General features: G+C 74.6%; 15 protein-coding genes. 5 read left to right on the top strand and 10 right to left on the bottom strand.

Annotated features, from left to right (window positions below; genetic code table 11):
* Positions 1 to 21: 21 nt before the first annotated feature.
* Positions 22 to 579 (bottom strand): hypothetical protein, encoded by a 558-nt coding sequence (locus tag ACI794_RS12000; RefSeq protein WP_456616485.1) that lies wholly within the window; start codon positions 577 to 579, stop codon positions 22 to 24.
* A gap of 168 nt (positions 580 to 747) precedes the next feature.
* Between ACI794_RS12000 and ACI794_RS11995 the strand changes: the two genes are divergently transcribed.
* Positions 748 to 1131, top strand: coding sequence for a PaaI family thioesterase (locus tag ACI794_RS11995; RefSeq protein WP_456616484.1), 384 nt, complete (start codon positions 748 to 750; stop codon positions 1129 to 1131).
* A gap of 17 nt (positions 1132 to 1148) precedes the next feature.
* On the opposite strand, the gene ACI794_RS11990 is transcribed toward ACI794_RS11995, so the two are convergent.
* The gene (locus ACI794_RS11990) at positions 1149 to 1379 is read right to left on the bottom strand and encodes a hypothetical protein (RefSeq protein ID WP_456602702.1); all 231 of its coding nucleotides are present in this window, start codon (positions 1377 to 1379) and stop codon (positions 1149 to 1151) included.
* 131 nt (positions 1380 to 1510) lie between these two features.
* Here ACI794_RS11990 and ACI794_RS11985 point away from each other — a divergent pair, with 131 nt between their 5' ends.
* Positions 1511 to 1792 (top strand): DUF427 domain-containing protein, encoded by a 282-nt coding sequence (locus ACI794_RS11985; RefSeq protein ID WP_456581593.1) that lies wholly within the window; start codon positions 1511 to 1513, stop codon positions 1790 to 1792.
* Positions 1793 to 1802: 10 nt separating this feature from the next.
* On the opposite strand, the gene ACI794_RS11980 is transcribed toward ACI794_RS11985, so the two are convergent.
* The 7 genes from ACI794_RS11980 to ACI794_RS11950 all read right to left on the bottom strand — a co-directional run bounded on the left by ACI794_RS11980 (position 1803) and on the right by ACI794_RS11950 (position 9225).
* Positions 1803 to 2216 (bottom strand): hypothetical protein, encoded by a 414-nt coding sequence (locus tag ACI794_RS11980; RefSeq protein WP_456581594.1) that lies wholly within the window; start codon positions 2214 to 2216, stop codon positions 1803 to 1805.
* Positions 2217 to 2387: 171 nt separating this feature from the next.
* Positions 2388 to 3365: a ferritin-like domain-containing protein gene (locus ACI794_RS11975; protein WP_456602704.1), complete on the bottom strand. Its 978-nt coding sequence runs from the start codon at positions 3363 to 3365 to the stop codon at positions 2388 to 2390.
* 245 nt (positions 3366 to 3610) lie between these two features.
* The gene (locus tag ACI794_RS11970; RefSeq protein WP_456581596.1) at positions 3611 to 3829 is read right to left on the bottom strand and encodes a hypothetical protein; all 219 of its coding nucleotides are present in this window, start codon (positions 3827 to 3829) and stop codon (positions 3611 to 3613) included.
* A gap of 104 nt (positions 3830 to 3933) precedes the next feature.
* Positions 3934 to 4587, bottom strand: a complete 654-nt coding sequence (locus tag ACI794_RS11965; RefSeq protein WP_456616483.1) for an isochorismatase family protein — start codon at positions 4585 to 4587, stop codon at positions 3934 to 3936.
* Entirely contained in the window at positions 4584 to 6458 is a 1875-nt protein-coding gene (locus ACI794_RS11960; RefSeq protein WP_456602706.1) for a hydantoinase B/oxoprolinase family protein, read from the bottom strand. The genes ACI794_RS11965 and ACI794_RS11960 overlap by 4 nt, the downstream gene beginning before the upstream one ends.
* Positions 6459 to 6460: 2 nt before the next feature.
* Positions 6461 to 8524: a hydantoinase/oxoprolinase family protein gene (locus ACI794_RS11955; protein WP_456616482.1), complete on the bottom strand. Its 2064-nt coding sequence runs from the start codon at positions 8522 to 8524 to the stop codon at positions 6461 to 6463.
* The gene (locus ACI794_RS11950) at positions 8521 to 9225 is read right to left on the bottom strand and encodes a GntR family transcriptional regulator (protein WP_456616481.1); all 705 of its coding nucleotides are present in this window, start codon (positions 9223 to 9225) and stop codon (positions 8521 to 8523) included. Before ACI794_RS11950 ends, ACI794_RS11955 begins: the two co-directional genes overlap by 4 nt.
* A gap of 106 nt (positions 9226 to 9331) precedes the next feature.
* Between ACI794_RS11950 and ACI794_RS11945 the strand changes: the two genes are divergently transcribed.
* Positions 9332 to 10222, top strand: coding sequence for an isocitrate lyase/PEP mutase family protein (locus tag ACI794_RS11945; RefSeq protein ID WP_456616480.1), 891 nt, complete (start codon positions 9332 to 9334; stop codon positions 10220 to 10222).
* Between the two features lie 49 nt (positions 10223 to 10271).
* Here the strand turns inward: ACI794_RS11945 and ACI794_RS11940 are convergent, their stop codons facing one another.
* Positions 10272 to 11063 (bottom strand): enoyl-CoA hydratase/isomerase family protein, encoded by a 792-nt coding sequence (locus ACI794_RS11940; RefSeq protein ID WP_456616479.1) that lies wholly within the window; start codon positions 11061 to 11063, stop codon positions 10272 to 10274.
* A gap of 221 nt (positions 11064 to 11284) precedes the next feature.
* Here ACI794_RS11940 and ACI794_RS11935 point away from each other — a divergent pair, with 221 nt between their 5' ends.
* A complete protein-coding gene (locus tag ACI794_RS11935; RefSeq protein WP_456616478.1) occupies positions 11285 to 17203 on the top strand; it encodes a DUF4011 domain-containing protein in 5919 nt (1972 codons plus the stop codon).
* Between the two features lie 126 nt (positions 17204 to 17329).
* Positions 17330 to 17947, top strand: a complete 618-nt coding sequence (locus ACI794_RS11930) for a hypothetical protein (protein WP_456616477.1) — start codon at positions 17330 to 17332, stop codon at positions 17945 to 17947.
* The last annotated feature ends 24 nt before the right edge of the window (positions 17948 to 17971 follow it).

The raw sequence follows: 17971 nt of genomic DNA, 5'->3' as shown, positions 1-17971 counted from the left end.
GCCCACGTGGGCGACCAGGGATCAGACCGGCTCGGCGCAGTAGATGGTGCCGGGCTCGGTCTCGTCGGCGCCGACCCAGATGGCGCCGACGGCGGTCTCGAAGTCGAGGCAGACGTCCTGCTCGATGAACTCGGCGTAGTCGAGCTCCTGCTCGTCGATGCCCACGATGCGCCCCTCGGCCTCCGCGGCGTCGCAGTCGACGACCTCGACCTGCTCGCCGGCGACGTTGGCCACGCAGTCGCCGACCTCGGGCTCACCGCCGCCGAGCATGCTGAACAGCAGCCCGACGGCCACGAGGGCGACCAGGACGCCGCCGACGGCGAGCATGACCTTCGTGGCCGCGCCACCCTTCTTCTCCGGCTGACCCCACGGGGTCGCACCGCCCTGCGGCGGCACCCACCCGCCGGCGGGCTGACCGGCCTGTTCCGGCTGACCGGGCTGGTCGAAGGGCTGGTACGGCCGGCCGGGCTGCGACGGCTCGCCGTACCGCCCCGGCTCCCCCGGCTGGCCGGACGGGCCGGGCCGACCCGGCTGCTGACCGGACGGGTTCTGCTCCGGGCCGTTCCCGGGGTGGCTCATGGGTGCTCCTGAGGTGACTGGACGTGGGGCGTACCTGCAGATCCTCGCCCACGGGAGGGACCTCGGAGCGCGACGCCACCCCGGGCGGAGGACGCCGGGCACCCCACGGGCACCAGCACCCCCGCCCGCGTGGCGTGCGACCGGACCGTGCGGGGTAGCGGGGCCGCCATGAGCGACGACGTGGCCACGGGCGGGTTCGCCGAACGGCTGGGGGTCCGGCCGGAGGAAGCCGGGGACGGTGCCGCCCGAGTGGGGTTCGAGGTGACCGACGAGCACCTCAACCCGGCCGGGACGCTGCACGGCGGGGTGCTGGCCACGCTGGTCGACACCGCGATGGGCCTGGCGGTGCGGACCACCACCGACGACGGCGAGGTGCCGGCGACCAGCCAGCTCACGGTCACCTACCTGCGCCCCGGCACCACCGGCCCGCTGCAGGTGACCGCCCGGCTGCGCACCCGCGGCCAGCACCTGACCGTGTGCGAGGCCGACGTGGAGCAGGACGGCAAGGCCCTCGTCCACGCGGTGGCGACCTTCGCGCTGCTCGGCTCCTGACGCCCGGCCGGTGGCGGTCAGCCGGGCAACGGCGCCGGCACCTCCAGGACGACGCCCGCGGAGGCCGCCCCCTGCCCCTCCTCGTCGACCTCGGTCTGGCCCTGAGCGACCACCAGCATGTAGGTGAAGATCACGGCGATCACCAGCAGGATGCCGAGCGGGATCAGGACCCGGCCCAGCCGCCTGCCCTTCGGGGTGCCCTCCCGGTCCCTCTCGTCGTCGGCGCTGCGGTGGTCCGGGTTCGCCATGGTCTCCTCCTGCGGCTCGGCTCGGGTGGTCCGACCGGACGGCCGGCCTCCCCCTCCATGCCCAGACCGACGGGCCTCACGCCCCCGGCCCGCGAGCGGCGTGGCGGGCGCACGAGGAGGACCATCGGGGCATGACCACCGCCACCTGGAACGGCGTCGTCGTCGCCGAGTCCGACGACATCGTCACCGTCGAGGGCAACGCCTACTTCCCCCGCGAGTCCGTCCGGGAGGACGTGCTGCGCCCGTCGGAGACGCACACCGTCTGCCCGTGGAAGGGCACCGCCTCCTACCTGACCCTGGAGGTCGACGGGCAGCAGAACCGCGATGCGGCCTGGTACTACCCGGAGCCGAAGGACGCCGCCCGGGAGATCGCCGGCCGCGTCGCCTTCTGGAAGGGCGTGCAGGTGCGCTGACCCGCCCCGGTCAGCGACCGGGACGGGCGCCGGCGAGCTCGCGGGCCTTCTCGGCGGCCTCGGCGTCGAGCTGCCGGTCGATCGACTCGGTGTAGGAGTCCCACGCCTGCTGCGGGGTGACCCCCAGCGCACCGGCGATCTGCTCCCACTCCGCGCCGCCGCGCAGCGCGGCGCGGATGCCGACCAGCTGGCTGTCGTGCGCTCGGCGCGAGACGACCTCGCCCAGCGCCAGGAGCTCCAGCGCCTCGTAGACGTCCAGCTGGGTCCCGGTGTCGCGCAGGGAGGCCGACCACGCGTCGGCGTCGTCGTCCCGGACGGTGTTCAGCGCGGTGTCGCCGTTGTCGCGGCGGCTGAGGAAGTCCAGCCGGGTCGCGGCCGTCGTCAGCGAGAACTCCGCCTCCAGGGCCTCGGGTGTGATGCTCATGGGTGCAGGCTTCCCCTTCGTCGTCGGCGTGCCAAACCCGGTCGGCACGCGATGTCACCCACGCGGAGGGCCCGCACCCCCCGTGGGGATGCGGGCCCTGCGCGTGCGTGCGGCCGCCCCCTGCAGGGCCCCGGCGCGAGCGTGCGAGCGCTGGGGGGCAGGGGTGTTTTCTCAGCTGTCGACGCCGACGGCTTCCTTGGCCAGGGCGGCGAGCTGGGTCTGCGCGGCGCTGGCCACGTTCGACCGGTTCTTGTGCGTCTCCTCGTAGCGGATGATCACGTTGATGTCGTGCGGGGTCTTCAGCTGCTTGATCGCCTTGACCGCGTCCGGCACGGACATCGAGTCGTAGCCCTTGATCGGCAGCTCGTCGGCGGTGACGTCGCCGAGCTCCTCGCGGGCGGCGCGGGCGACCTGGGCGGCGTCCTCGTTGCCCTCGCGCTGCGCGATCCGCTCGGCGCGGCGCAGCGAGGCGGCGCGGCCGACGGTCAGGGTCTCGCGGACCGCACCGGTGAGCGCGGTCGCCCGGTCACCCACCGCGGAGAACCGGTCGGAGGTCTCCTCGCCGGCGTGGCGCACGGTGTCGACGGCGTTGTTCACCGTGTTGGCCCAGAAGCGCACCGGGGCGTTGACCGCGCGGGCGACGCCACCGGCCACCTTCTGCACCGGGGTGGGCTGGAGAGCGGCGGGGCCGCCCAGGGCCTCCTCGGCGAGGACGACGGTCAGCCACTCGACGGTCGCCGTGTGGGCCTCGACCAGCTTCTCGGCCAGGCGGCGGGTGGCGGTGTCCTCGGCGGTCCCGGCGAGCACCTTGAGGTAGGTGGCGCGGTCGAGCAGCTGGTGCTCGAGCTGCAGGTCCTGCAGCAGGGCCTCCTCGATGGAGGTCGTCTGCTCGAACGTGGCCTTGAGGGCGGCGGAGAGGCGGCCGATGACGGGGGTCACGACGTCGGGCACACCGCCGAGGGCGCGCAGCTGCTCGGTGATCTCCAGCGAGCGGGCCGCGGCGTTGTCGGCGTTCTGGGTGAGCTCCCGGCGGACGGCGTCCGTGCGGGCCTGGCCGATGCGGGTGCGTGCGACCTGCTCCTCGGTCTGCGTGAGCAGGACGAGGGCGCGCAGCTGGTTGATCATCTTGGCGTTGGTGTTGTCGGTCATGAGGAAACGGCTCCAGGGGTCTCGACGGCCCCGGTGCACGGCCCCGGCGCGAGCTCGCGAGGGCCGGGGGGCAGCGGGGTCCTTCTGCTGACGGTTCTGTGTGTGCCCCGGATCCCCGCGGTGCTAACAACTGCAAGCAGATTGCTAGCAGTGAGCCTCGTCACCCGGAGGAGTGAACCGCTGCTGCGACCGGACGACGCGAGGGCGCCGCCCCCGGTGGGAGCGGCGCCCTCGGCGGCGGGCCGTCAGCCGACCCGGGCGGACACCCGCCCGGCCGCGGGCGCGCGGCGCTGCTGGACGTCGAAGCGCAGCACCGGCTGGGTCATGTCGTCGGTGACCTCGTACGGCGGGCGCGGGGCGAGCCGGACCGGGCGGGGCGGCAGCGACGACGGCGGCATGGTGGTGCCGCAGCCGACGCAGAAGCGGCCTCGCTGGTGAACGGCTCCGCAGTGGGCGCAGGTCATGACGTCTCCTCGGGGTCGTACCGGCACGGACAGGCGGACCCTCGCAGCCCCGACCCCCGGGTCGCAGCCCCGTCTGACGGGTGGGACGAGCCGTTACGCGAAAGTCATGAACGGCCCGGTTCCGGATCCATGGCCCCCAGCCCCGCCAGCGCCCGGTCCAGCTCGGTCACGTCGGCGTACTTGGCGTCGAGGTCGGCCAGGTTCGCCTCGTGCAGCCCCGGGGTCCGGTCCGCGCACGCCTGCCGGACCACCTGCGGTCGGAACCCGCAGTTCAGCGCGTCCATCGCCGTGGCCCGCACGCAGCCCGACGTCGACACCCCGCCGATGACGAGGGTGTCCACGCCGAGCGTGCGCAGGGTGCTCGCCAGGGTCGTGCCGAAGAAGGCGGAGGCGTACTGCTTGAGCACCACCGGTTCCCCCGGCGCCGGCTCCAGGGCGAATCCGCCCCAGTCCCCCTCGGCCCCCGCGGCGAACGCGGCCAGCGCCGGCACCTTGCGCACGAACAACCCGCCGTCGGCGAGGTCGGGGCCGTAGCGGACGCCGGTCCAGAGCACCGGGTGCCCGCCCGCGCGGGCGGCGTCCACCAGCGCGGCCACCGCCGCCACCGCCGGGGCGGGGTCCGGCAGGGCGAACGGTCCGGCCGGCTCGGTGTAGGCCCGCACCAGGTCGACGACCAGGACCGCCGGGCGCCTCCCCCAGCCGACCCGGCCGGAGAAGGCGGACCCGTGCGGCCCGGGCGCCGGTTCCGGCTCGCTCATCCGGCCCACACCGGGCGCGTCGGCGCCGGCAGGCCGGTCTCCTCCTCGCAGCGGGCCAGCAGCTCCTCGATCGGCGGCCCCATGTCGAACACCGGCAGCTCGGCCGGCCGGTCGGCGCGCAGCTGGTCGCGCAGGTTCTCGGTCGCCTGCCTGTTCACCGTGCCGTCCTCCTCCACGCAGACCCCGTACCGCTCGGCGCCCTTCGGCGTCACCAGCCCCCGCCGCACCTCGAGGGCGACCAGCTCGGGGTCCCGCTCGAGCGGGTCCCCCCAGCCGCCGCCGCCCCAGGTCACGAAGTGCAGCACGTCCCCGGGTGCCACCGGCACGTCGTGGCACTTGCTCGGGAGCACCCGCCGCGTGCCGTCGGCGCGCTCCAGCCACTTGGTGCCGCGGGCGCCCGGGTGCCCGCCGTTGACGCCCCACGGGTAGGTGAGCCAGCGGTCGTCGTGGATCGCGATCGTGCCCGGCTCCTCGAAGACGTAGGTGACGTCGACGCCGTTGCCGCCGCGGTGCAGGCCGGCGCCGCCGGTGTCGGGCACGGTCACCCACTGCTCGATCCGCAGCGGGTAGTAGGACTCCAGGTACTCGCACGGGATGTTGGTGAAGCTCGGCCACAGCGAGTGCCCGTCGGGGCCGTCGCCCAGCGGCCGGCCGGGGATGCCGCCGAAGCCGATGGAGTAGAGCTGGAACCACTCGCCCTTCCGCTCCCCCGACGAGTAGTTGCCGGAGTACATGAAGTGCGGCGAGGAGGAGAAACCCGCGGCGTTGAGCAGCGCCGGGTTGGTCTGGCCGAGCAGGCCGCCGAAGAGGTCGAAGACCCGCCCGATGCCGTGGTTTCGGCCGTTCAGCGCCGCGGGGAACTTCGGCCGCCAGTACGAGCCCTCCGGGATCGTGACGTCGACCAGCGGGTAGAAGCCGTCGTTCCAGAGGATCTGCGGATCGGCGACGGTGATCATGTAGATCCCGAAGAACATCCGGGTGAGGTTCTCGTTGATGAAGTAGTTGATCGGCCCGACCGCCTGGGGCGAGGAGCCGGTGAAGTCGATGTGCACCTTGTCGCCGGTGCGGGTCAGCGACATCGTCAGCTGGTAGGGCCCGTAGCCGACCCCGTCGTCGCAGATGTAGTCGGTGAACGACAGCGTGCGCCCCTCCTCGAACACCGCCGAGAGCAGCACCTTCATCGCGTCGTAGTTGCGCTGCAGCAGCGCGTCCAGCGCCGAGAGGTAGGTGCCGGTGCCGAACCGCTCGCACATCTCGACCACCCGCCGGGAGGCGGTGCGGCAGGCGGCCACCAGCCCGTTGAGGTCGGCGCGGTTCCAGTCGGGCTTGCGCACCTGGTTGAGCACGATGCGCAGCGCGTCGTCGTTGAGCACGCCCTTCCGGTAGAGCTTGAAGGGCGGGATGACCACGCCCTCCTCGAAGATCGTCGTGGCGTCCGTCGGCATGGACGACGGCGTCTTCCCGCCGACGTCGGACATGTGCCCGAACATCGACGCCCACCCGACCAGCCGCCCCTCGTGGAAGATCGGGACGACGACCAGCCAGTCGTTGGCGTGGCTGATGGCGGCGCCGCACGAGTACGGGTCCGACGTCAGCAGGACGTCGCCCTCCTCGATCGTGTCGCGGAAGCCCTCGAGGAAGTCGGGGATCGACAGGCCGAACTGGCCGACGACCATCTTCCCGTCGGGGTCGGCGATCAGCGGGAACTCGTCGTGCTGCTCGCGGATGCCGGGGCTCAGCGCCGTCCGGAAGAGCACCTCGTCCATCTCGTAGCGGGCGTTGCGCAACCCGTTCTCGATCAGGTCGAGGGTCACCGGGTCGACCTCGCCCTTCTCGATCGTGCCGGTCGCGGTCTCGAGGATCGTCGCCATGGCTAGCCCTCCAGCGGGGTGATCAGCAGGCTGCCGGCCGGGTGCACGGTGGCGACGTGGCCGGGCAGGACGAGGGTGGTGGAGTCCATCTCGGTGACGATCGCGGGACCGGTCACCACGTCACCGGCGCGCAGCTTCGCCCGGTCGTAGACGCCGGCCGGTACGTGCTCGCCGCCGACGTAGATCGAGTGGTCCTGCACCAGCGCGCCGGCCGGGTCGCCGTCGCCCTCGGGCAGGGCCACCGGCGCCACGTCCGGCTTCGGGCCGGCGACGGTGGCGCGGGCGTTGACGATCTCGTGGTCGACGTCGAGCAGGAAGCTGAACAGCCGCTCGTGCTCCGCGTCGAAGGTGCGGGCGACGGCGTCCAGCGCGGTGTCCGGGTCGTCGAGCCAGGCCGGGTCGACGTCGACCGGGATCTCGAAGCCCTGGCCGTGGTAGCGGACGTCGACCTGGTAGCCGGTGGTCTGCACCTCGGGGGCGAGGCCCTGCTCGGTGAGCCGGCGGCCGGCGTCCTCGCCGAGCCCGCGCAGGATGCCGGCGAGGTCGGCGCCGGAGAGCTCGCCGAACCGGCGCAGCACCGTGCGCGCGGACTCGTCGCGGCGGCTGGTGGTCGCGTCACCGAGCGCGCAGAGCAGGCCCGGCCCCGGCGGGACGATGACCGGCCAGGCGCCGGTCAGCTTCCCGAGCGCGTTGGCGTGCAGCGGGCCGGCGCCACCGAAGGCGACCAGCGCGAAGTCGCGGGGGTCGAACCCCTGCTGCACCGACACCAGCCGGACTCCGCCGAGCATGTTCTCGTTGACGATGTCCACGATCCCGGCGGCCGCGGCCTCCGGGGAGTCCAGCCCCATCGCCTCGGCCACCTTGCTCACGGCGGCGCGCGCGGCCTCGACGTCCAGGCTGATCTCCCCACCGGCCAGCGTCGTGGGCAGGTAGCCCAGGACGACGTTGGCGTCGGTGACCGTCGGGTCCACGCCGCCCCTGCCGTACGACGCCGGGCCCGGGTCGGCGCCCGCGGACTGCGGCCCGACCCGCAGCGCCCGGGTCAGCTCGGGGACGTGCGCGATCGACCCCCCACCGGCCCCGACGGTGCGCACGTCGACGCTGGAGACGCGCACGACGAGGTCACCCACCTTGGTCTCCCGGCCGATGCGCGGGGTGAGCCCCTGCACGAGACCGACGTCGGTCGAGGTGCCGCCCATGTCGAAGGTGATCAGGTCGCGGTAGCCCGCCTGCTCGGCGACCCACACCGCACCGGTGACGCCACCGGCCGGGCCGGACAGCAGCATCGTCACCGGGGCGTCGATCGCCTTGTCGGCCGAGGAGAGCCCGCCGTCGCTGCGCAGGATCGCGAGCGAGCCCTCGACCCCGCCCGCGCGGAGCTGCCCGGCGAGGTTCTGCACGTACCTCTTCACCTGCGGCTGCACGTAGCCGTTGGCCACCGTGGTGAGCGTGCGCTCGTACTCCCGGAGCTCGGGCAGCACGTCGGAGGAGAGCGACACCGGGATGCCGGGCAGGAGCTCGGCGGCGAGCTCGGCGACCCGCCGCTCGTGCGCCGGGTCGGCGAAGGAGTTGATCAGGCTGACCGCCAGCGCCTCGATGCCGGCGGCCTGCAGCTTCGCCAGCTGCGCCCGGACGTCGTCCTCGTCCAGCGGGCGGACGACCGCGCCGTCGCTGGCGATGCGCTCGTCGATCTCGACGGTGTTCTCGAGCGCGGCCAGCGGCTCGGGCTTGGGCCAGATGATCCAGCCGGCCAGCCCGCCGGGGACGTAGGAGCGGGCGATCTGCAGCACCTGGCGGAAGCCCCTGGTCGTGACCAGCCCGACGCGGGCGCCCTTGCCCTCGAGGATCGCGTTGGTGGCCACCGTCGTGCCGTGCAGCACCTGCGCGACCTCGGCGAGGTCGATGCCCGCTTCGGCGCAGACCCGCTCGATCCCGTGGAGGACACCGACCGCCTGGTCCGCGGGGGTGGAGGCGGTCTTGCAGCGCCAGGTGCTGCCGGTGCCCTCCTCGACCAGCAGGACGTCGGTGAACGTGCCGCCGACGTCGACTCCGAGCCGGTAGCTCATGAGGCCTCCTCTTCCTGGGGGTGCGGGCTGGCCGCCGCGCGGGCTGCCTGGGCGGTGGCGGCCCGGACCATGACGGCCCGGGCGTTGGAGATGTGCGCGGTCATCACCGCGCGGGCCCATCCGGGGTCGTCTGCCCGCAGCGCGGCGACGATCTCCAGGTGGTGGGCGAGGCTGCGGCGCAGCGACTCGGCGTCGTAGGCGTGGAAGTTCCGCCGCACGATCGGCGGGTGGATCGCGGCGGCGAGCGCGGCGGCGAGCGTGGGGTGCCCGGCGAGGGCGACCAGCCGGTCGTGGAAGGCGCGGTTGAGCGGGACGAGCGCGTCCAGGTCCTGGCCGGGTCCCGGGGTGCCGACGGCGAGCATGCGGCGGGCGAGGTCCTCGAGCGCGTCGACGTCCCCGGGGCCGGCGTTCGGGACGGCGAAGCCGGTGAGCTGCGGCTCCAGCGAGAGCCGCAGGTCGAAGACCCCCTCGAGCTCGGCGACGGTCCAGGTGGCGACCCGGGCGCCGCGGTTGGGCGCGATCTCGACCAGGCCCTCGGCGGCCAGCCGGGTGAGCGCCTCGCGCACCGGTGTCCGGCTGACCCCCAGCCGCTCGGCCAGCTCGACCTCGCCGAGGCGAGCACCGGGCACCAGGGCGCCGGCCAGGATGAGCTCGCGCAGCTCCTGCAGGACGCGCTCGGCCGACGTCGCGGGTCGTGTCACCGGTCACACCCCCTCGAAGATTGTGTGCAAACCTAGGGGCGCCGGGTTCCGCGAGGCAATGGGTCCCCGTAAATTCCGTGTGACTGCATACAACGAGGGGGCGACGGTGGCGGAGCTGCTGAGCGACGGGCGGGCGCCGAGGGCACTGCTGCGCGAGCTGCTGGACGGGCCGGAGCCGCTCATCGCACCGGGCGCCTACGACGCGCTGTCGGCGCGGCTGGTCGAGCAGGCGGGCTTCGGCGCGGTGTACATGACGGGGTTCGGCACCACCGCCTCGCTCATCGGCCGGCCCGACGTCGGGCTGCTGACCGGCGCCGAGATGGTGGACAACGCCCGGCGGATCGTCGCGGCGGTGGACGTGCCGGTCATCGCCGACGCCGACACCGGCTACGGCAACGCGGTCAACGTCGTCCGCACCGTGCAGCTCTACGAGCAGGCGGGCGTCGCCGCCCTGCAGCTGGAGGACCAGGTCTCGCCCAAGAAGTGCGGGCACATGAGCGGCAAGGCGGTGATCCCCACCGAGGAGATGGCGGGCAAGATCCGCGCCGCCGTCGCCGCCCGGCGCGACCCCGATCTGCTGGTCATCGCCCGCACCGACGCCGTCGCGGTCTCCGGTGTCGAGGACGCGATCGCGCGGGCGCGCGCCTTCGCCGAGGCCGGCGCCGACGTCCTGTTCGTCGAGGCCCCCACCTCGGCCGAGGACATCGCCCGGATCGCCGAGGAGCTGCGCGGCACCGCTCCCCTGCTGTTCAACTGGGCCGAGGGCGGCCGCACCCCGCCGCTCACCTACCAGCGGATCGCCGAGCTCGGGTTCTCGCTGGTCCTCTACCCGATCGGCACGCTGCTGGCGGCGACGGCAGGGATGCGCTCGCTGCTGGACGTGCTCAAGCGCGACGGCGTGCCCACCTCGGCCCTGGACGCGCTGCCCAGCTTCGGCGAGTTCACCGACCTGGTGGGGCTGCCCGAGATCCAGGAGCTCGAGCAGCGGTTCCGCTGACCGGCCGCGCCGGGTGGGGGCTGACCACCCGCCCCCACCCGGCGCCCGGTCACCGGCCGGTCCAGCGCGGCGGGCGCTTCTCCAGCCGGGCAGCGATCCCCTCGCGGCGGTCCTCGCTCAGGTAGGGGTTCGGGCCGACGTCGAGCCGCAGCCCCTGCCACAGCGGCAGCTCCAGCGCCTTGATCGCCGTCTCCTTCATCCGCCGCACCGAGATCGGCGCGTTGGCGGCGATCCGCCCGGCCAGCTCCAGCGCCGTGGGCAGCACCCGGTCGGGCTCGACCAGCCGGTTGACCAGGCCCCAGCGCTGCGCCTCGCTCGCGTCGACGGCGTCCCCGGTGAACAGCATCTCCAGCGCGATGCCGACCGGTATCCGCTTGGGCAGCACCACCGACCCGAAGTTGGCGCCCATGCCGATCGCGGCCTCCGGCAGGGCGAACCGGACCGCCGGCGAGGCGATGCGCAGGTCGCAGGCGAGCGCGAGCTCGAACCCGCCCGCGACCGCCGGGCCGTTGAGCGCGGCGAGCACCGGGACCGGCGTCTCGGTGACCACCTCGAACACCGACCGCGCCGGCCGGTTCATCGGCGGGCGGAACCGCTCGCCCCGCTCGTCGGCGGCGCGGATCTCCTTGAGGTCGAAGCCGGCGCAGAAGGCCGGGCCGGTGCCGGTGAGGACGACGGCGCGCACCCCGTCCTCGACGACCCGCAGCAGCTCCTCCACGAGGTCTGCCTGCAGCTCGGTGGAGAGCGCGTTGCGCCGCTCGGGCCGGTCGAGGATGAGCACGCGGACGTGCCCGCGCTCCTCGACGACCAGGCCGGACTCGTGTCGCCGCGTGGGGTCCATGACGGTCAACCTGCCTCCTGCGCCGCGCGGGCGGCAAGCCGGGCCGCGTCGCCGGGTCGTCCCTCCGGGGACCGCGCCATCGGCAGGACCGGCCCGGATCGGAACCGTCGGCGGGCCCCCCGTCTGTGATCCCCGGCAACGATCGGGCTCTCCCGTCACACCCGCCCCACCCGTCGGGGACCATGGGCGGACCAGTCCGTCCGACCCGGTAGACAGGTGACATGGAGAGCACTGCCGACATCCGGCTCGGTGATGTCATCGCGCCGCCGACGGTGGTCTCCATCGAGCTGACCTCCACCCCGGTGCTGAGCTACGCGCTGGCCCACAACCGCATCCCGGTCGTCTCGCGCCTGGCGCTCACCTCCCAGCGGGCGCTGCGCGGGGCCACCGTGCGGCTGTCGGTGCGCGACGCCGAGGGCCCCATCGCCCAGGGGGTCGAGCTGCTCGCCGACGTCGACGGCGGCCGCACCACCGTGCTCACCGGCATCGGGCTGGTCATGGACCCCGCGGCGATGCTGCACGTGGAGGAGCAGCGCCCCGGCGTCGTCGACGTCGAGGTGTGGCACGAGGACGTGCTGGTCGGCGAGGCGACCGCGCCGGTGCAGGTGCTCGCCGCCAACCAGTGGCTGGCCAGCCCCCTGCCGCTGGCGCTGGAGATGCTCGCCGCCCACGTCATGCCCAACCACCCGGCGGTCACCGGCCTGGTCGCCGAGGCCGCCGAGCTGCTCGAGGACCGCACCGGCAGCGGCGCCCTGGTCGGCTACGCGGCCACCGCCGAGCGGGTGGACGAGGTCGTCGCGGCGGTCGCCGAGGTGGTGCGCCGCCGCGGGGTCCGCCACTCCGAGCCGCCGCTGAGCTGGGCCGACCTCGGCCAGCAGGTCCGCTCCCCCGGCGACGTCCTCACCTGGCGGGTCGCCACGCCCCTGGACGCGGTCGTCCTCGTGGCCGCCGCGCTGGAGCAGGCGGGCATCCGGCCGCTGCTGTGGCTGGCCGAGGGCTCCGGCGGGGGCCGGCCCGGCGGGGCGCACGCCTTCCTGGGCTACTGGCGGGAGGAGCGGAGCTCGGAGTCGGCCGCCACGACCGACGCCTCACCTCTGGTGAACCTGGTCGACCTCGGGCTGATCGGGCTGGTCGAGACCTCGCTGCTCACCGGCGGGGGCGAGCCCGGCGCCGACCTGCACGCCCCGGCCTACGAGCGCTGGCTGGCCGGCGAGCTCGAGCGCGTCCTCGGCGTCACCGACGTCCACCGCGCCCGGCGCGACGGCATCCTGCCGCTGCCGGCGCGTGCCCGGACGCCGGAGGGGCTGCTGCAGGTCGTCGAGTACCGGCCGGCCGAGCACAGCGCCCCCGCGCTCCCCGCCCCGGCCGTGGGTGCGGCCCCGCAGCGCCCCGAGGCCCCGCCCCGGGTGCAGCAGTGGAAGAACGCGCTGCTCGACCTCAGCCTGCGCAACCGGCTGATCAACTACAGCGAGCGGGCCGGGCTGCCGCTGACGCTCCCCGGCACCGCGCTGCCGATCCTGGACAACTTCCTCCACGACGGCACCCCCATCACCCTGCTCCCCGGCGACCAACTGGCCGCCGTCCAGGCCGAGCGCGGCCTCACCGCCGCCAGGGAGCTGCCGGCCGAGCAGCTGACCGAGCTGCTCGTCGAGCGCCGCGAGGTGCACGCCGACGTCACCTCCGGCGGGTACCTGCCCAGGCTGCGCAACCTCGCCTACCGCGCGAAGACGGTGCAGGAGGAGACCGGCGCCAACAACCTGTACCTGGCGCTGGGGTCGCTGGTGTGGGAGCTCGACGGCCGCCCGCTGCGCTCGCCGCTGCTGCTGGTGCCGGTCGTGCTCGCCCCGGTGGGCCGCACCGGCTCCTACCGGCTGTCGCTGGACGAGTCCGGCGCGAGCACCCCGAACTACTGCCTGCTCGAGAAGCTGCGCCAGGTGCACGGCCTGGTCGTCCCGGCGCTGAGCGACAGCGCCGAGAGCACCCCCGACGTCGAGCGGGCGCTCGAGGCGGTGCGGGTCGGCCTCGTCGGTCACGGTCTCCCCTACCGGGTCGAGGCGACGGCCGACCTGGCGATCCTCCAGTTCGCCAAGTACCGCCTGTGGAAGGACCTGGACGAGCACTGGGGCGAGTTCGCCGGCAACCCGCTGGTGCACCACCTCGTGCACGAGCCGACCGAGCCCTTCCTCGACCCGGCCCGCGACTCCGGGGCCCACGTCGACCTGGACGACCTGGCCGGCCGGCTGCCCGTGCCGGCCGACGCCTCCCAGCTGCGCGCGATCGCCGAGGCCTCCGCCGGCCGCACCTTCGTCCTCGAGGGCCCGCCCGGCACCGGCAAGTCGCAGACCATCACCAACCTGCTCACCCGCGCGGTCGCCGACGGCAAGCGGGTGCTCTTCGTCGCCGAGAAGCGCGCCGCGCTCGACGTCGTCGCCCGCCGGCTGGACGCCGTGGGCATGGGCATGTTCGCCCTCGACCTGCACGACAAGGGCTCGCGCGCCTCGATGGTGCGGGCGCAGATCCGGCTCGCGCTGGAGCACGCCGTCGCCGTCGACGAGCAGGGCATGGCCACCGACGAGGAGCGGCTGCGCTCGGCGCGCCGGCAGCTGGCCCGCTACGCCGACCGGCTGCACGCGGAGAACGCCGCCGGCCTCTCCCTCTACACCGCGCGCACCGCGGAGCTCACCGCCGGTACCGACGTCCCGGCGCTGCCGGTGCCGCAGCCCTTCGTCGCCAACGCCCCGGCCGAGGTGCTCACCGCGGTCCGCCGGGCGCTCGCGCTGCTGCCCGACATCGCCGACCTCACCCGGCCCTCCCTGCGGCACCCGTGGGCGTTCGTCGACTCCCCCGAGATCGACCTGCCGGCGGCCCGCGAGGCGGCGGCGGCCGTCGACGCGGCCGTCCGGGAGGCCTCCGGGTTCGCCGAGCTCGGCGGCGTGCTGCGGCACGCCCGCACCCCCGAGGACCTCGACGCGCTGGTCCACCTGCTCTCCGGCCCGCCGGTCGGCCTCGACGTCCTCGACGAGACGTTCAGCAGCCGCTGGACGACGGCGACCGGCGCGGTGCTCGGCGAGGTCGCCGCGTTCACCGCGTTCCGCCACCCCGGCCTCGACGTCGCCGGCCCCGAGGTGCTCGGGCTGCCGCTCGCCGAGATCTACGTGCGCGCGCAGACGGCGGCGGCGTCGGGCTGGTGGGGCCGCCGGAAGCGCCTGCTCGCGGTCCGCGACGAGATCGCCGCCTGCCTGCGCCCCGGCGCCAAGGTGCGGCCCAAGGACGTCCCGCTGCTGGTGGAGAACCTGTGGCGGGTGCGGACGGCGGTCCAGGCCGTCGCCGGCCGGGTCGACACCGTCCCCGGCCTGTCCGCGCCCACCTCCTGGAACCCGTTCACCGACCCCGGGCTGCTGGAGCGCGAGGTCGAGTGGCTGCGCCGGGCCGGCGCCGCCGTCGACGGCTCCTCGGCCTTCCACGTGGCGCTGCGCAAGCTCATCGTCGCCGGGATGCCCGCCGCGCCGGCCCCCGCCGCCGCGGTCGCCCGCCTCCGCGACGCCGTCGTCGCGCTGCTGGACGTCTGCCGCAGCTCCTCGGACCAGCTCGCCACGTGGGCCGGTGACGACGGGCTGGTCCTCCGCTGGTCGATGACCCGCCCGGAGCGCGGTGTGGAGAACTCGGTGCTGATGTCGCTGCGCCGGTGGGTCTCCTTCCTGGACACCTTGGAGCCGCTGCGCTACGCCGGGCTCTTCGACGCCCGCACGATGCTGATCACCGGGGCGGTGACCGCGGACGACGCGGTGCGCGCCCTGGACCGCGGCCTGGCGACGGCGTCGGTCGCCGAGCGGCTGGACGCCACCGGCCTGGACCTCTTCGACGTCGACGCGCACGAGGCGGCGATCGTGCGGTTCACCGAGGCCTCGCGAGCGGTCCGCGCCCACCTGACGGCCGCGCTGCCGGCGTCGGTCCTGGCCTCCCGGCCGTTCGACGCCGCGATGTGCACCGGCCAGGTCGGCGCCCTGCAACGGGAGCTGGCCAAGCAGCGCCGCGGGCTGGGCGTCCGGCAGCTGCTCGCCCGGTACGGCGAGCTGGTCACCGCCGTCATGCCGTGCGTGCTCGTCTCCCCGGACTCGGTGGCCCGCTTCTTCCCGGCGAAGGCCGACCAGTTCGACCTGGTGGTGTTCGACGAGGCCTCGCAGATCCGGGTGGCCGACGCCATCGGCGCCCTCGGCCGGGCCCGGGCCGCGGTGGTCGTCGGTGACTCCAAGCAGATGCCGCCAACGTCCTTCCTCGAGCCCACGACCACCGCGCACGACGACGCCGTCGAGGTCGTGGAGACCGCGGTCGAGGACGAGGAGTCCATCCTCGGCGAGTGCGTGCAGGCGCGGGTGCCGCGGCACTGGCTGTCCTGGCACTACCGCAGCCAGGACGAGTCGCTCATCGCCTTCTCCAACGCCCAGTACTACGACAGCCGGCTCTCCTCCTTCCCGGCGCCCACGCACGGGCGGGCCTCGGCCGAGGCCGACGGTCGCGGGGTCTCGCTGGTGCGGGTGCCCGGCACCTTCCACCGCTCCGGGGCCGGGCGGCTGCTGCGCACCAACCCGATCGAGGCCAAGGCGATCGTCGCCGAGATCCGCCGCCGGTTCGACGCGGTGCCGCAGTGGGACGGCATCGACGCCGTCCCCTCGATCGGCGTGGTGACCTTCAACGCCCAGCAGCGCTCCTACATCGAGGCGCTGCTCCGCGACGCGGACGACGACCGGCTGTCGGCCGCGCTGGACCGCACCGACGGCGAGGGCCTGTTCGTCAAGAACCTGGAGAACGTGCAGGGCGACGAGCGCGACGTCATCTTCTTCTCCACCGGATTCTCGCCCACGGCCGACGGCACGCTGCCGTTGAACTTCGGCCCGCTGAACCGGCAGGGCGGCGAGCGACGGCTCAACGTCGCCATCACCCGGGCCCGGCGCCAGGTCGTCGTCTTCTCCTCCTTCGACCCCGCGCAGCTGCGGGCGGAGGAGACGTCCTCGGTCGGCATCAAGCACCTGCGGGCCTACCTCGACATGGCCGAGCAGGGCACCGACGTGCTGCCGCGCTCCCCACGGTCGGCCGCGGTCGTCGACCGGCACCGGGAGCAGATCGCCGCCGCGCTGCGCGAGCGCGGGCTGGTGGTGCGCACCGACGTCGGCCTCTCGGAGTTCCGCGTCGACCTGTCGGTCTCCCGCCCCGCCGACCCCTCGACCCCGGTGATGGCCATGCTGCTGGACGGCCCGGCCTGGGCGCGCCGGGGCACCGTCGGCGACCGCGACGGCCTGCCCCCGGAGGTGCTCGGCGAGATGCTGCGCTGGCCCGTCGTGGAGCGGGTGTGGCTGCCCGCGTGGCTGGCCGACCCGTCCGCGGTCGTCGACCGGCTGGCCGGTGCGGTGGACGCCGCCCCGGTCGCCAGCCGGCCGATCGCGCAGCCGGTGCCGCTGCCCACGGCCGCCGTCGAGTCGTTCAAGGGCGTGGCCGCGCTCCGTTCCTCGGTGACCTCCCTGGCGGTGCCGACCCGGACCGCCCGCCCGGCGCCGAAGCCGGCCGCCGCGGCCAAGCCCGCCGGAGCCCCGGCCCTGGAGGGCGAGACCCCCTTCGTCCCGTGGATCCCCAAGACCGCGGGCGAGAAGTCGGTGCTCGACGAGCTGCCGGTGTCGAAGGCCGCGCGGGCGGTTCGCCGGGTGATGGCCGCGGGCGTCAAGGCGGAGGGACCCATCCACGTCGACCGGCTGGCCAAGCTGACCGTGGGCGCGTTCGGGCTCAACCGGGCCACCGAGGCGCGCAAGCAGGTGCTGCTGTCGCTGCTGCCGCCCTCGGCCGTCGACGGCGACTTCCTGTGGCCCGAGGGCGTCGACCGGGCGACCTGGACCGGGTTCCGCCGCCAGGTGGCCAGCACCGACCGCCCGCTGGAGCACGTGGCCCCGGAGGAGGTCGCCAACGCGATGGCGGCGCTCTGCCGGGCCGCGGCCGGCATGACCCGCGACGAGCTGCTGACGGCGACCGCGACGGTGTTCGGCTACAAGCGGCGGGCCGCGTCGGTGACCCCGGTGCTGGAGAAGGCGCTGGCCGCCGCCCTGGGCTCGGGCCGGCTCACCGAGTCGGGCGACGGCCTCGTCACCGGCTGACCCGGTGCCGGGCGGCGTGTCCCGGGACGGGGCGCCGGAGCCGGTTCACAGCGGGGCCCGCCGCGAGGACAGTGGTCGTCGCGGCGATGCCGCAGGGGCGTCGCCCGGTCCGAGAGGAGTGGTGGCATGTACGCCCGGTCCACCACGATGCGCAATGTCCGCAGCATGGACGACGGGATCGCCTACGTCCGGGACACGGTCATGCCGGCCGTGCAGGGGATGAGCGGTTGCGTCGGTCTGTCGATGATGTGCGACCGCCCGGGGAGTCGGTGCATCGTCACCACCGCCTGGGCCGACGAGAGCGCCATGCACGCCAGCGCGGAGAGCGTGCGGGAGATGCGGGCCCGCGCCGGCGAGGTCTTCGGCAGGGAGGCCGAGGTGGCCGAGTGGGAGATCGCGCTGCTGCACCGCCGCACGGAGGCGCCCGAGGGCGCGTGCACCCGGGTGACCTGGACCCGCGGCGACCCGGCCACGACCGACCGCTCGGTCGACGCCGTGCGCATGGGGGTGCTGCCGCGACTGGACGAGCTGCCCGGCTTCTGCAGCGTCAGCCTGCTCACCGACCGCCGGACCGGTGCGGGCGCGCTCGCGGCCACCTACGCCAGCCGGGCGGACATGGAGGCGTCGGCCGAGACGGTGCGCGGCATGCGGGAGCAGATCACCCGGGAGCTGGGCATGGAGATCACCGACATGGCCGAGTTCGACCTGCTCCTGGCCCACCTGCGGGTACCGGAGACCGTCTGATCAGGGCGCCCGCACGACGTGGCC

The sequence above is a fragment of the Blastococcus sp. SYSU DS0541 genome (assembly GCF_054050875.1).
The sequence above is the reverse complement of the archived record's forward strand: the minus strand, read 5'-3'. Positions and strand labels throughout refer to the sequence as shown.